Source organism: Pseudomonas saponiphila (assembly GCF_900105185.1).
GTDB classification, from domain to species: Bacteria; Pseudomonadota; Gammaproteobacteria; order Pseudomonadales; family Pseudomonadaceae; genus Aquipseudomonas; species Aquipseudomonas saponiphila.
This window is the reverse complement of sequence record NZ_FNTJ01000002.1, coordinates 1206894-1222830: the sequence shown is the minus strand read 5'-3', so window position 1 is coordinate 1222830 and position 15937 is coordinate 1206894. Positions and strand designations below refer to the sequence as shown.

Here is a 15937-nt window from a genome sequence, read left to right as displayed (position 1 = left end):
AAACCTTTACCTCTAGCTGGCCCCGTGGGTCTCCAGTACGCCTTTTCGTGCTCGGACGCCAGGACGCCCATGCCCCCAAGGACTGCGCGGATGAATCACGTTTATCGCACCATCTGGAACCACGCCAAAGGTGTCTGGCAAGTCGTCGGTGAACACACCACCAGCCAAGGCAAGACCAAGTCCAGCAAGACCGCCAGCAGTGCCGGCTTGCTGGCCCTGGGGGCGATCCTGAGCAGTCCCGGGGTCTATGCCCAGGACATTGTCACGGATGGCAGGACGGCGACCAGCGTGGTGCAGAACGGCCAGGTGACGGACATCCGCACCAGCACCATCCAGGGCGGCAACGGTTTCAACTCTTTCTCTCGCTTCAACGTGGGCAGTGGCGAAACCGCCAACCTCTATGTGCCCGATTCGGCCAACGCGCTGATCAACATCGTTCGCGACCAGCGCACTGAAATCAACGGCATCCTCAACGGCTACAAGAACGGTCAGATCGGTGGCGATATCTACTTCGCCAACCCCCACGGCATGGTGGTCGGCGAGAAGGGCGCGATCAACGTTGGCTCCCTCAACGTCAGCACGCCCAACAACGCGGCGCTGGAGCGCCTGCTGGGGGCTGATGGGCGGATCGACGAGCAGGCCGTGGCGCAGCTCAAGGCGGGGAACCTGCCATTGTCCGAAAGCGGCCTGGTGTCCGTACGCGGGCAGGTCAATGCCCGCGGCGCCATCAAGCTGCAGGGCCATGATGTCGAGATTGCCGCCGGGGCCAGCCTCAACAGCGCGCAACCGGCCACGCCACGCATCGAGCAACTGGTGAACATCGGTGGCCTGGACAGCGGCGCCGCCATGGTCGAGGTCCAGGGCGAGATCCGTATCGTCGCGGCCCAGGACGTCAAGGTGGACGGCCGGGTGATCGCCGACGGCAGCAGTGGTCACAAGGCCGGCGAGGTGGAAATCCACGCCGGTCGCGACATCGTCATCGGCCAGGGCGCACGCATCTCGGCGTCCGGCCAGGGCGAGCATTCCGATGGCGGCAAGGTGCAGGTCAAGGCCAAGGAGCAAACCACCCTGGCCAAGGGCGCAACCGTCGCCGCCAACGCCGGTCGCAGCGGCGACGGCGGCTCGGTGGAGCTTTCGGCGGACAAGCGCGTGACCTGGGCCGGTAGCCTGGAAGCCAGCGCGGGCCAGGGCGGCAAGGCCGGCCAGGTGCTGATCGATCCGGAAGAAATCAACGTCACCCAGGACCAGCGCCTGGGCGGGGCCAACTACACCCTGCAAGCCTCGAAGCAGATCAACCTGGCCAACGGCGTGATGGTCTCGACCCGCAACATCGCCAACTATCAGAACGCCAGCCAGGACGAGCACCGTGATGCCGTCTCCATCGGCAACTCCGGCAACATCAGCCTCGAAGCGCCAAGCATTGTCCTGGGCGACAACGCCAAGCTGTATGCCCAGACCAACACCAGCGCCTATCAGGCGGGCGACATCAGCCTCAAGGCCAGCGCCACCGAAGGCGCGCTGATCACCCCGGGGATCCAGGTCGGGGTCGGCAGCAACAAGACCGAAATCACCCTGGGCAAGGGCGTCGAGGTGCGGGGCCGCAAAGTCAGCATCAGCGCCGAATCCTCCACCGCGCTGACCGACAGCCTCTCCGAGAAAGGTCTCTACAACGCCTACGACGCCGACGGCAACCCGATCGCCCAGGTGCTCACCGACCAGCAGATGGCGACCCAGCGCGAGGCGCTGCTCAAGTCCGGGGCAATCACCCCGGACCAGGCCGCTGCGGGGCAAAAAGGCTTCTTCGAAGGGCTGATCAACACCCTGGTGAGCAATGGCCTGCTGGCGGGCGTGCAGGTGCTGGACGCCCAGTCCAAGGTGAGCATCGGCGATCAGGCGCAGATCATCGGCAGCGGCGACGTGAACATTGCCGCTCACGCCGCCACCAACGCCACGGCCCAGGTCCGGGGGCTGCACGTCGGCGCCGTGGTGGCGGTCACCAGCACCGACGCCGCGCTGAACGTCGGCCAGGGCGCCCACATCGAATCCCAGACCGGCAACGTCAGCCTCAAGAGCCAGTCCGACACCACCGTCGACACCAGCGTCAAGGCGATGAAGGTGTCCTCCAAGCTGCCCGTGACCCTCACCGCCAACGTGTCCTACGCCGATGGCACGGCCGATACCCGGGTCGGTGCCGGCAGCCTGATCAAGGCCGCGGGCAACGCCAGCGTGCAGGCCGAGCAGAACAAGTCCTACAAAGTTGCCGCGATTGCCGGCGACAGCGAAGGCGCGGTGGGCATCGCGGTACTGGTGGCCCTCTCCGACCTGGACGCGCGCAACACCTTCAACGGCACCCTGGAGGCCGGCAAGAACGCCACGCTCTCGGCCACCCTCAACACCCAGCAGAACCAGCACAGCGCCAGCGTGTTGCTCGGCGACACCCTCGGCACCCGCGTCGCCAAGATGCAGAGCGACGCGGTGGGCAAGCTGGTGGACGGCATGAAGTCCTTCATCGGCAAGACCACCGACAAGGCCGGCGAACAGAACAAGGACGAGAACACCGAAGGCTTCCTCAAGAAACTCGGCGTGGCCGGTGCCGTGGCCTACATCGACCACGACAACAACGCCAGCCTCGACGTGGGCAGCCAGGCCAAGGTCAAGGCCGGCGCCGACGCCACCCTCAGCGCCCAGGTGACCGATGCCCTGAACTCCAGCGTCGCCACCACCATTTCCGACAAGAAGGCGGCGTCCAAGCCCTTCAGCTTCGACACCGAAAGCACCGGCAAGGAAAACGCCGCCTCGGTGGCCATCCTGATCAGCACCCAGAACAACACCGCCGTGCTCAACGTGCGCCCGGGCGCTGAACTGGACGCGCTCAAGGCCCTGACCCTGAGCTCCAAGGCCAGCCTGCCGTGGCTCGACCAGAGCCAGCTGTCCAACCTGATCAAAGGCTTTGGCAGCGACAATATCGACGACTTCGTGCGTACCGTAGGCTCGGGCAACCAACTGTTCAGCACCTGGGTCAACGCCACCGCCGCCGTCTCCGGCGAAAAGGCCCAGGACAGCGGCAATGCCCTGAGCGGCATGGTCGACATCAACGATGTCGGCCTGTCCGCCAAGGTCAATGTCGCCGACGGCGTGCGCATCAACCAGGACGCCGCCTACCGCGGCCAGCAGCAAAACGTCGACATCCAGGCCCGCAGCGAATCGCAGATGGTCAACGTCGCCGCCGACCCGGCGGTGTTCAACAGTTCCGGCGCCAAGAACGGCCTTGGCGCGGGCGTGATCGTCGGCCACTACACCCACACCGCCGAAGCCACCGTCGGCGCCGTGGACCTGCACGCCAATGACCTCAAGGTCCAGGCCGTCAACAACATCGACCTGATCAACTATGCGGTCGCCGGCACCAGCAACGGCTCCAACGCCCTCAGCGGCTCGGTGTCGGTGACCGGGATGAACAACACCACCCGCGCCGGCATCGACGACGGCGCGCACCTCGACCTGACCCGTGCCAACGGCGGCAACGGCAATATCGACATCAGCGCCCATGACGAAACCGACGCCCTGACCATCACCGGTGGCGTGGTCAGTTCCACCACCCGTGCCGCGGGCGTCGCCACCGGCGTGCACGACATCGATCGCACCACCGAGGCCTGGCTGGGCAGCCGCGACACCCACCTGGCCACCGGCAGCACCCGCGCCGACGGCGACCTCAACGTCAAGGCCAATGCCGACGGGCGCATTGGCAACTACGCCCTGTCCGTGGCCCTCACCGCCCCACCCGCCCCAGCCAAGCCTGGCCAGCCCCAGGCCCGCGACGGCAGCGGCGCGTTCGGCGTCAATATCTCCGGCTCCGCGGCGGTCAATAACGTCGACAACCTCGTCAGCGCCCGGATCACCGACGACCTGGACCTGACGGCCGGCGCCGTCAACGTACAGGCCGGCGACGCCACCGCGATGCACGCCATCGCCGGTGGCGCTGCCGTTTCGCGCAACACCGGCAACGGCGTCGGCCTGGCCGGCGCCTATACCCAGAACACCGTGGACTCGCGCATCAAGGCCGAACTGGCCGCCACGGGCCACGTCACCAGCCGCCGCCTCGACGTCGGCGCCGAGAACGACAGCAGCGCACTGTCGATTTCCGCCGGGGTCGCCGCCAGCGCCGCGGCCTCCAGCTACCAGGTGGCCGGCTCGGTCAGCGTCAACAGCATCGATGCCACCACCCACGCACGCCTGGCCGATGGCGACATCAGCGCCACCGACGGCGTCAGCGTCCACGCCAGCGACGACTCCACCCTGCACGCCGTGGCCGGCGCCGTGACCTACGGCGGCAAGGCCGGGGTCGGCGCGGGCCTGTCGATCAACCACATCAAGGGCAGCACCGAGGCCGAGGTGGAGAACCTGCGCGGCCTGCACAGCAACGGTGGCCTGGACGTCAGCGCCAGCAACACTTCCGACCTGGTGTCGGTGGCGGCAGCCATGGGCTACTCCAACAAGTACGCCTTCGATGGCGCCGTCTCCATCAACGAGCTGGACCACGACACACGCGCCGCCATCAGCGGCAGCCAGGGCCTGGTGCTCGGCGGCGGCCTCAACCTCGACGCCCACAACGCCAGCACCATCTGGAACGCCAGCGGCTCGGCGGCCATCGGCCGTGGCGGCGCCATCGGTGCCAGCTTCGGCTACAACACCATCAGCGACCGGGTCACCGCCGAACTGCTCAACAGCAACGTGCAGGCCGCCAGCGCCCAGCTCAAGGCGCGCCAGGACGGCGACATCAATGCCCTGGTGGCCGGCGGCGCGGTGGCGGCACAGTCCAACGCCGTGGCCGGCTCGGTGGCCATCAACACCATCGACAACCAGACCCGCGCGCGCAGCCAGGACAGCACCCTGGTCAGCCGTGGCGCGCTGTCCATCGACGCCCAGGATGCTTCGCGCATCCGCAGCCTCACCGGCGCCCTGGCCTACGGTGGCCAAGGGGCAGGCATCGGCCTGGCCGGCTCGTACAACAAGATCCTCGGCGGGGTCTATGCCGGCGCCAACGGTGGCGTCCTGCAGGCCGGCGAACTGCTGCGGGTCAGCGCCCTGCGCAACCAGCAACTGCAGACCCTGGCCGCCGGGGCCGGCGTCAGCGGCAGCAGCAGCGGCGTGGCCGGCTCGGTCGCGGTCAACATGGCCGGTGGCAGCACCCTGGCCGAGCTGGCTGGCGGCGTGAAGGCCAGCACCGACGGCAGCCTGTTGCTCAGCGCCCGCTCCGACAGCGACATCGAAACCGTGGCCGGCGCCCTGGGCGTGGGCATGGGTGGCGTGGGCCTGGCCGGCGCCGTGGCGGTCAACCAGCTCGACGGCACCACCACTGCCCGCGTCAGCGGCACAGGCACCCAGCTCTCACCCAAGGGCCAGGGCGCTGCCGTACAAGTGGACAACGGCCAGCTCGACAGCAACACCAGCCATGACCTGCGCGACCGTACCCAGCAGAGCGCGCTGAACGGCGTTGGCGTGGTCGCCAGCAGCACCGACGAAATCAACACCGTGGCCGCCAGCGTCGGCGGCGGCTCCAACGTTGGCGTCTCCGGCGCGGTCACCGTCAACCATGCCGGCGGCGCCACCCTCGCCGCCATCGACGACGCCAGTGTGACCAGCCAGGCCGCCACCCAGGTCGGCGCCTATCACCACACCCGCGTCACCACCGGCAATGGTGCGGGCGCGGGCGGCGGTTCTGCCGGTGTAGGCGCCTCGGTGACCACCAACACCCTCGATCACGACACCCAGGCTCGCGTCAGCGCCGCCAACCTGACCGCCCAGGGCGACATCGGCGTCAACGCCCGCGCCACCCACGACCTGGATGCCGTGGTGGTCGGCGCCGCCATCGGCGGCAGCGCCGGGGTCAACGGCTCGGTGGCCGTCACCACCCTGGACGGTGCCGTGCGCAGCAGCGTCCAGGGCGCAAGTCTGCACAGCCAGGGCGCCGGCATCGCGATCAGCGCCGACGCCAACAACGACCTGAACATCATCGCCGGCGGCGTGGCCGGCGGTGGCGTGGCCGGGGTGGGGGCCACCGTGGTGGTCACCGACCTCAAGCAGCGCACCGAAGCCGGCACCAGCGGCAACACCCGCCTGGACGCCGCCGGCCTGACCCAGGTCGACGCCCAGGCCGCCCAGGACATCGACGTGGTGGCCTTCACCGGGGCTGGTGGCGGCACCGCCGGCGTAGCCGGCACGGTCAACGTGCTCACCTCCACCGGCCACACCCTGGCCGGCATCGGCGCCGGTTCCCAGGTCAACACCCGCCAGGATGGCGCCCAGCAGGACGTGCGCGTCCATGCCCGGGACAGCCTCGACACCACCAGTACCCTGGGCACCCTGGCCGCCGGCGGGGTCGCCGGAGTGGGCGCTGGCGCCGACGTGCAAGTGGTGCGCAGCGGCGCCGTGGCCAGCATCGGCGACGGCGCGGTGGTCAACGCCGACCGCGACCTCAGCGTCAGCGCCGAGAACAAGCGCGACATCGACTCCACCTCCATCGCCGCCGCTGGAGGCGGTTACGTTGGCGCCGGCGCTGGGGTCTCGGTGGTCAGCGTCGCCGCGGGAGCCTCCGCCAACGCCACCGGCAGCCTGGACAGCAGCCTGGCCAATGCCCAGCAGGTCGGGCGCAATTCCGGCCTCAACGGGCAGATGGGCAATAACTTCTCCGGCGCCTCGCAATTGCAGTCTGACCTCAATGCGCGGCAGCAGGGCGTCAACCCCAACGACACCTTCCTCGCCAGCCCCGACACCACCCAGTACTCCGCGGCGGCACGGGTGGGCAATGCCACCCTCGACGCCGGCCGCAACCTCAGCGTCAGCGCCCGCAACACCACCGATGCCGCCAGCGAGGCCGCCGGGGTGGCCGCCGGTGCCGTCGGGGCCGGGGCCGGGGTGGCGGTGATCAACGTCGGCGACCGCAGCCTGGCCGAGTTGGGCGGCGTGGCCAAGGCCGGTGGCAACCTCAGCATCCAGGCCGAGGACGGCCAGGGCGGCACCACCCAAGCCAAGGCCCAGGCCGGCGGCGGTGGCCTGGTCGGGCTCGGGGCCGCCGTGGCGGTCAGCGAGAAGACCAGCAGCACCACCGCCCAGGTACTCGACGGAGCGAAGATCACCAGCGGTGGCGCGCTGCAGGTCGGCGCGCGGCTCGATCATGCGTTGAAGTCCGAGACCGTTGGCGTCGCCGTCGGCGGCGCAGCGGTCGGCGCCAGCATCGCCACCACCAGCAGCTCCGGCCAGGCCCAGGCCCTGCTGGGCAAGAACGTTCAGGTGAACGCGGGCAGCGTGGCCGTCGACGCCACCGCGCGCTCCACCAACAACGCCGAGGCGATAGGCGCCAGTGGCGGCATCCTCGCCGGCAACGCGGTGGTCGCCACCGCCAGCGATACCACCAAGGCCCGCGCCTGGGCTGGCGACGGCAGCCTGCTGCTGGCCCGCAATGGCGTCGGCATCCGTGCCAGCACCGACCCGATGACCCGCGCCCTGGCCTTTGGCGCGAGCATCGGCAGCGGCGCCATCGGCGCCAGTGTCGCCACCGCCAAGGTCAACAACACGATCGAAGCCGGCACCGGCGCCGTGAACATCGGCGCCGGCTCGCTGGAGGTGAACGCCAACGCTCAGCGCAGCCGCGACCAGAGCGCCGAAGCCAAGGCCACCGGCGCCACCGGTGGTGCCCTGGTCGGAATCAACGCCACCGTGGCCACCTCCGACCTGAACACCGACGTCCTGGCCCAGGTCGGCGCAGGCAGCCAGTTGACGATCACCGGCGATGCGGCGGTGAAAGCCAGCGACACCACCCGGGTCAAGACCGACTCCACCGGCATCGCCGTGGGCGGAGCCCTGGCCATGGGGGCCAACATCGGCAAGGCCGACATCGACGCCACCCAGCGCGTGCGCTTCGGCGCCAGCGGTCAGGTGGGCGGCACCCTCGACCTGTCCGCCACCGGCAGCAACGGCATCACCGGCGATGCCGTGGCCGGCAGCGGCGGCTTGATTGCCGGCAGCGCCTCTACCCTCGACCTGAACGCCGCCAGCCACACCGCGGTGGACGTGCTCGGCAGCACCCGCCTGCAAAGCGCCAAGGCCAACGTCAAGGCCGAACACCAACTCGACTACGACGCCGACAGCGACTCGCTGCAAGCAGCGGCGGTGGGCGCCTCCGGCACCTTCATCGACCTTTCCCTGGGCGCCGACACCCAGGTGCAGTTCGGCGACGGCGCGCGCCTGGCCGCCCGTGACGGCCTCGATGTCGAGGCCCACAACATCACCCAGGGCGGCGCCAACGCCTATTCCGGTTCCGGCGGCGTGCTCACCGGCAGCGCGGTGCTGGTGGACAACAGCATCAGCGACAGCAGCCGCATCCTGCTGGGCAACAACGTCGGCCTGGCCACCAACGGCAGCGTGCTGGACGTGGAGAAGGGCCACCTGCGCATGAACGCGCACAACACCATGCGCGTGGCCGACGTCGGCAAGCTCAAGGCCGGTGGCGCCATCGCCGCGCCCTACGCCGGCACCGACATGAAGGTCACGGTGAACAACCAGGTGCTGGTGGGCGACGACGCCAACCTGCGCAGCAGCGGCCTGCTCCAGGTCGGCGCCTACAGCGACACCCGCGCCAGCACCGACGCTCGCGTGGACGTGTTCGGCCTGGTGGGCGCCGGCGGCGGCAACTCGAAGATCGACCTGAACGCCGCGCAGATGATCCGCTTCGGCGCCAATGCCGACCTGCTGGGCTATGGCAACCTCGGCCTGCGCGCGGGCCAGAGCGCCGACGGCAACCAGTCCAACGACATCCGCGCCAAGGCCAGTACCCTGGTGGTGAACAACACCCTGATACCGATCACCGCCAAGCTCGGGGTGGACGCCACCGCCAGCACCACCAACGACCTGATCTTCGGCCGCAACGACCGCTTGCGCTCGGTGCGCAACGTCGACCTCACCGCCACCAACGGCAAGGTCAGCGCCGATGGCAGCGGCACCGGCAAGAACCCGTACCTGTCGCTGTTCTCCAGCGAGCAGACAGTGCGCTCCAACAAGGTCAACCAGCTGGCCAACCTGAACCTGGCCGACACCGAGGTCATCGCCGGTGTCGGTAACCGCCAGGAACTCTACTGGGACGGCCAGGCCGCCCGCGTGGTGTCCTCCCTGGGCGACCTGACCTACAGCGTGTCCAAGGCCGGCAGCGCCAATGCGTTCCGTCCGCTGGCGCAGATCGACGCCACCCTGGCCCAGCTCAACCAGCAACTGGCCGGGCTGACTCCTGGCTCCAGCGACCACGCGCGGCTCAGCGAACAGATCGCCCTCTACACCCAGATGCGCGCCAGCACCGCCAAGTCCCTGGGGGCCGGCGCCGACGGCAACACCACGGTGGACAGCCTGATCGTCAACGACCTGATCGCCGGGGCCGGCGACATCCGCGTCGGCGCCGACCGCATCCAGCAATCCGGAGCCGAACTGACCGCCTACGGCGCGCCCACGGTGGTGATCCACAACAGCTCGGACGACTACCTGGTGACCAACGGCATCCTGGTGTCCGCGGCCGGCACCGGCAGCATCACCTCCACTGGCGCGGCCAAGCTCAACGCCAGCGGTGCCCGCTTGACCGAAGTGGGCCGCTCGCAGTCCGACTTCTATGACGCCAACCAGCGCCCGAGCGTGCCTTCGATCGTCATTCAGAACACCTACGACACCCAGTTGGCGGGCAACACCAGCCCGGCGCCGGGGATCCTGGTGCTGGGGGATATCCAGAACCTCAAGGGCAACACCGCGCTGAGCAACACCTCGGGCAACGTCTCGCAGTTCGCCACCATCGAGAGCTACCAGCTGAGCATGAACGTGCCCAACGGCGACCTGTTCGTGAACCTGCCAGGGCGCAACTGGAACCTGGCCTCGGTGCAGGCCGAGTGGGCCAACATCATCAAGGGCCTGTCGCCGGAAGTGCTCGGGCTGCTCAACGGCCGCTCGATTCCCGATGCCATCGCCGAGTACACCGCCAACGCGGTCTACAACACCAATCCGGACGGCTCGCGCAAGTACAGCGACCAGAAGGAATTCACCGATTTCCTGATCCGCAAGTTCGGCCGTGGCGACGGCAAGGACCAGCAGGTCATCGTCGGCGGCATCGTGCGGGACTACTGGGAGAACGACAACACCAACACCGCTGACCGGGTGAGCCTCAAGGACGGCAAGTTCGTCTATACCGGCAACCAGGACGCGGACGACCTGTCGTGTGTGCTCTGGAGCTGCACGACCGGCGTGTGGGACTGGACCTACGTCGGCCTCAACACCCTGGCCACGCGCAACAACGCGGCGCTGAGCCAGTCCGACACCGGCGGTTCGTCGCAAAGCGCGATGCGCGTGGGCGGAGCCCTGGCGATCAACGCCAAGAACATCAACATCAACGCCGGAATCGAAGTCGGCAGCCGCACCGACTGGTCGCTGAACCTCAACGGCGCGGTGGCCAACGAAATCGGCAGCATCGCCTCGGGCAACGGCCTGGTGCGCCTGAACAGCGTCGCGGCCATCGACGGCAGCGACGAGGTGCCAATGGTCTATTGGGACTCCAACAACCACCGCATCCAGGTGCAGCGCATCGACGCCGCCGGCGGCGGCTCGGTATCGCTGACCGGCAACATCATCAACACCAACGTGCTGGGCAACATCCGCGTCAACTCAGGCTACGGCGACGTGCAGATCAACAACAGCACTGGCTACGACCTGCGCCTCACCGACATCGACCTGGGCAATGGCGGGCAGAGCGTGGTGCGCATCACCGACACCCTGAAGTCCTGGGGCGACGGCCGTGCGCAGACCTGGTGGTACGTGAACCAGGCGGGGCAGAACAGCGTTGCGGTCTACAACGACGCCAACGGCGCCAGTGGCCTGGGCAGCGCCCTGCTCGACAGCACCATCGGCCGCGAATTCAGCTACAAGCCACAGACCGGCGCGCGCTACGAGTGGACCCACGAGTACCACCTGACCCGCGATTACAGCGGCGCCACCTCGGTGTCCGGCGACACCACCGACATGGACGAGAAGCTCGGCCAGTGGGTGAGCACCATCTCCAACTCCGACGGCTCCTCCTACCACGTGGGCGACGGCAAGGTGGTAGTGCGCGACGCCACGGGCGACGACAAAGCCTTCATGCAGTGGGCCGATGGCAAGATCGGCTACACCAAGGTCACCGTCACCAGCGATGGCAACAACGACTGGGGCGGCTTCGTCAACGGCACCGAGTTCAACCTGGCCACCGACATCAAGCTGGACCTGACCAACAGCGTGAAGGCCGACTACGCCATCCCGATCCGCTTCGTCGGCAACAGCGAGTCGCGGCTGCGGGTGGACTCCACCTCCAACGTCATGCTCGGCGGCGATATCCGCAACAACGTCGGCACCAGCACCTTCGACGTCAAGGGCGGCTCGCTGCTGCAGGCCGGCGGTTCGCTGCAGGGCAAGGATCTGCAGCTCAACGCTTCCCAGGGCATCGGCAGCGCCACCCAGGGCCTGAACATCATCGACTCCCGCGTGGCCGGCGCCTCGGTCAGCGCCCGCAGCCAGGGCGATGTGTTCCTCAACAGCAGCGGCGACGTCTACGCCAAGTCGATCCAGACCACCGGCGATGTCACCATCAACGCCGTGGGCGGCATCTACCAGCATGCCGACAGCAATGGCGTGGCCATCGCCGGCGACGTGCTCAACCTGCATTCGGGCTCGGGCAGTTCCATCGGCGGGGTCAACCGGCCGCTGGTGACCCAGAGCAACGAGATCAACGCCTCGGCCCCCGGCAGCGTGACCCTGACCCAGGCCAGCGGCCACATGAAGGTCGGCTTCATCGAGTCGCTGTTCGGCAATGTCGAGCTCAACACCCCAAGTGGCCAGATCATCGGCGCCGCGCCCAAGGGCGAAACCCAGGACGCCAAGCTGCAAGAGAAGATCAAGGAGTGGGAGGCCTTGGGCCTGACCAACGCCGACAACGCCAAGAGCACCATCAACGGCTACCAGAATCTGGTGGTGCGCTACTACGGCGACTACTGGTCGATCCGCGATCTGGCCAACCAGCCCGACAGCGCCTTCAGCCTGAGCCAGAAGGGCCTGGGCCTGTATCGCGAGCAGGTGGCCGCAAGCCTCGGCCGCGCCCCGACCGACGCCGAGATCAACACGGCGATCAAGGCCCGCTACCAGGAAGCCAAGAGCTTCCTGGCCGGCACGCCGGGCTTCGACCAGGGGCTGCTGAAAACCCGCGACAGCAACTTCCAGTACACCCTGGACAGCCAGTCCGCGCTCTATACGCAGATGACCCATGGCGCGGTATGGGACAAGAGCATGCTGGGCACGGTGATCAACGCCGGTGCCGTGGCCGGGGAGCGGCCTTCAACCGGTGCGCTACCCAACGTCGCCGCCACCCAAGGCTCGATCCGCCTGAACAACGACCCGACCCAGCCGTTGCCGGACCCGGAGACCCTGGTGTTCACCCTCAAGCGCACCGACGGCTACCTGCCCGTCGTCACCCAACTGTCCTCGTCACAGGGCAACAGCTACAACTCCAGCCAGCTGATGGCCCTGCTGGCCGAAGCCAAGCCCGGCACCCTGCAGGCCGAGCAGGTGGACGGCGACACGGTGCGCGTGACCCTGCGTCCGCGCTATGACCTGGTGGTGGAAGCCAAGGACCCGGTGGTGATCGACGCCAAGGGCGACTACCACGTCGGCACCTCCCAGGACGTGATCCTCAAGGACATCACCGTCGGTGGCACCCTGTACGTCTACGCCGGCCGTGACGTGATCAACCAGACCGCCACGGGCGTGGCCGGTGCGGTCACCGGCGGCCTGTACATCGACGCCGGGCGCAACATCGGCTCGCCGGACAACCCGATCCAGGTCACCAACCGCGGCAACGACCCGGTCACCGTGTACCGCCTGGTGGCCCCGGGCACCGCCAACGTGGTGGTGCTCAACGGCAACGTGGTGGTGGGCAAGATCGACGTGAAGGGCGAAACCAACCTGGTGGCCAACCACGGCAACTTCAGCTCCCTGGGCGACCACGCCACCTTCGACGGTGGCCTGGTCAACCTGCGCGCGGTGGACGCCAACGGCAAGACCTCGGGCTACATCGGCACCGCCGCCAATCCGTTCCAGGTGGTGCAGCAGCAAGGCGCGCTGGGGCTGTTCGGCCTGGGCGCGAACATCCTCGCCACCCAGAAAGACCTGGTGATGAGCAACAGCGTGCTCGACGGCCGCGTGGGCCTGACCGCCGCTGCCGGCGCGATCCGCATGGACGACAAGGACTCGCTGATCCGCACCACCGACGAGGCCGACGGCCAGGTCGACCTGGTGGCGGCGACCGGCGTGGGCGAGGCGGCGACGGCCGTGCGCCTGGACACCGGCCGCTTCAACGCCCGGACCCCGGTGGGCGACGTCAACCTGCACCTGCTGCGCGAGGCCCATGCCGACCAGGTGCATGCCCTGACCGGCTCGGTCCGGGTAATTGGCGACGGCGACGGCGTGCTCGGCACCACCGATCTGGACCTGGCCGACGTGCGTGTCGCCCGCGATCTGGAACTGCGGGCCCAGAGCATTCGCGGCCAGGTCACCCAGACCGTCCAGGCCACGCCGTTGCGCCTGTGGGCCAGCAACCTGCAAGGCGGGGTCGCCGACCGCATCGACCTGGGCATCAGCAATGCCCCGTATGTACGCGCCGAGCAACTGGCGGCGCGGGTGGCCAACATCCGCTCCAATGCCGAGCGCTTCAACATCCTCAACGGCTACATCGGTGAGGAAATGAAACTGAGCACCGGCTATGTGACCGCGCTGATGGACAACACCACCCCGGCGCTGCGCTATGCCAGCGACTTCCAGTACTACATCCCCTGGAAGGGCTTCAGCCTCGACCTGGAAACCCGCGGCGCCACCGGCTCCCGCGCACCGATGTGGTTCGACTCGGCCCGTGGCGTGTTCACCCGCAACCTGGTCACCAACGGCTACGCCGCCTTCGACCTGGCTCGTCCGCACTTCAGCGCCGACTGGCGCAACAGCCATGGCGGGCAAACCATGCCGGCCTTCTCGGCGGCGCATCCGGTGTACCCGGTGCTGCAACCGGCCCAAGAACTTTCCATCGCCCCACGGGCGGTCAACCTCAGCAATCAGAGCAACGATGACTCGATCTAACCTTCAGCAGCGCGGTGGCCTGAGCGCCACCGCCTTCAGGCTGCCATTTCTGCTCGGCACCGCCGGCCTGATGTTCTCGCTCTTGGCCAACGCTGAATCACTGCCGTCCGGCGCCTTGCCGGGCGCCATCAGCTCCGAACTGCTGCGCCAGCCACAACGGGCCCTGGAGCGCCAGGACACTGCGCCGCAAGACAACACTCCGGCACTGACCGTGCCCTTGGTGGGCGACCAGAAACTGCCGGAGAACGCCAGCCTCAACTTCGAGCTCGTCACCGTGGTGTTCAGTGAAACGGCGATTCTCGACAGCGCCCAGCTGCAGGCACTGGTCCAGCCGTACCTGGGGCACAAGGTCGGCTTCAGCGAGCTGCAGCAGCTGATTTCGGCGGTGAACCGGCTCTATGACCAGAAGGGCTACGCCACCGCGCGGGCCATCCTGCCGGCGCAACGCATCGAAGGCGGTCGCGTGCGCATTCAACTGGTGGAGGGCCGGGTAGGCGAGCTGGTCCTGGAAGGCAACGGCTACATGAAACAGGACTTCGTGCGCCAGCGCCTGGACATCAAGCCCGGCGAGCTGGTCGACCCCAAGCGCCTGGAAGCCGAGCTGTCGCGCTTCAACCGCCTGAGCTCGGGCAACCTCTCGGCTTCGTTGCAGCCCGGCAAGGGCTATGGCCTGACCGATGTCTATGTGAACGTCAACGAGCCGCCGCAGAACAGCCTCGAATTGTTCGCCAACAACAATGGCTATGAATCCACCGGGGAAGAAACCGGCGGCATGATGTACCGCCATTACGGCGCCCTGGGCGGTGACGACGTGTTCTCGGCCTTCCTCACCGGCGCCCGAGGCTCGGGCATGGGCATGCTGTCCTACGACGCGCCCTTCAACAGCCTGGGCGGACGCATCGGCGGGCGCATCGGCAAGAGCCGGGCGAAGGTCATCTATGGACCGTTCAGCAGCCTGGATTCGCGCAGCGACTCGAAGAACGGTTCGCTGTTCATCAATCACCCGCTGTGGAGCAACCAGAGCTGGCTGCTCACCGGCCAACTGACCTACAGCGAGCAGAGCACCCGCAACTACATTTCCGATGTCTTCCTCAACGAAAACCGGGTCAAGAGCACCCAGGCCGACCTGACCACGCTGTACCTGGCACCCGGCCGCTCGGTGCGGGTGAGCCTGGGTTATCAGGATGCGCGCAGCGAAGTCGAGGGCACGCCGATCCGCGACCACTTCGGCCTCTGGGTCGGCTACTGGCAGCTCTATCAGGCGCTCGGCCCGGACTGGTTCCTCAATGCCAACGGCGCCTGGCAGTACTCGAAACGCGAAGGAGTGCCTTCCAGCCAGCTGTTCCAGATCGGCGGCGCTTCCACCGTGCGCGGTTACCGCCAGGGCGAGTTGGCCGGCGACGGCGGCCTGTACTCCAACCTGCAGGCGAACTACCGCATCACCCAGGCCCTGACCGGCTTCGGCTTCTACGACTACGGGCGCATCGACTCGTCGTTCCGTCAGCCCGAGAAGCTCGACAGCGTCGGCACCGGCATCAACTGGCAGGCCACTTCGCGGCTCAGTGGCGAGCTGACGGTGGGCGTGCCGTTGACCAAGGTCCGCAACGACCAGGACTCGTCCTACATCAACCTGCAACTGGTGTACAAGATCCTCTGAGATGAGCGTGGGCACCTGGTTTGCAACGCCTGTCCGATCGCCCTCCCCGGGGGGCGGTCGTTCTAACCGCGCAGCCTTTTCGCTACAATGCCCGGCGTTTCA

General features: G+C 67.9%; 2 protein-coding genes. Both read left to right on the top strand.

Translation table 11 applies throughout. The annotated features are described in order from the left end of the window. Positions 1-90: 90 nt before the first annotated feature. Entirely contained in the window at positions 91-14178 is a 14088-nt protein-coding gene (locus BLV47_RS27410) for a leukotoxin LktA family filamentous adhesin (RefSeq protein ID WP_167365716.1), read from the top strand. Then, entirely contained in the window at positions 14165-15835 is a 1671-nt protein-coding gene (locus BLV47_RS27405) for a ShlB/FhaC/HecB family hemolysin secretion/activation protein (protein ID WP_167365715.1), read from the top strand. The genes BLV47_RS27410 and BLV47_RS27405 overlap by 14 nt, the downstream gene beginning before the upstream one ends. Positions 15836-15937 lie beyond the last annotated feature (102 nt).

Excerpts from the sequence above, each read along its gene's own strand:
- BLV47_RS27410 (WP_167365716.1), top strand. The coding sequence starts at position 91 with ATGAATCACGTTTATCGCACCATCTGGAACCACGCCAAAGGTGTCTGG.
- BLV47_RS27405 (WP_167365715.1), top strand. The coding sequence starts at position 14,165 with ATGACTCGATCTAACCTTCAGCAGCGCGGTGGCCTGAGCGCCACCGCC.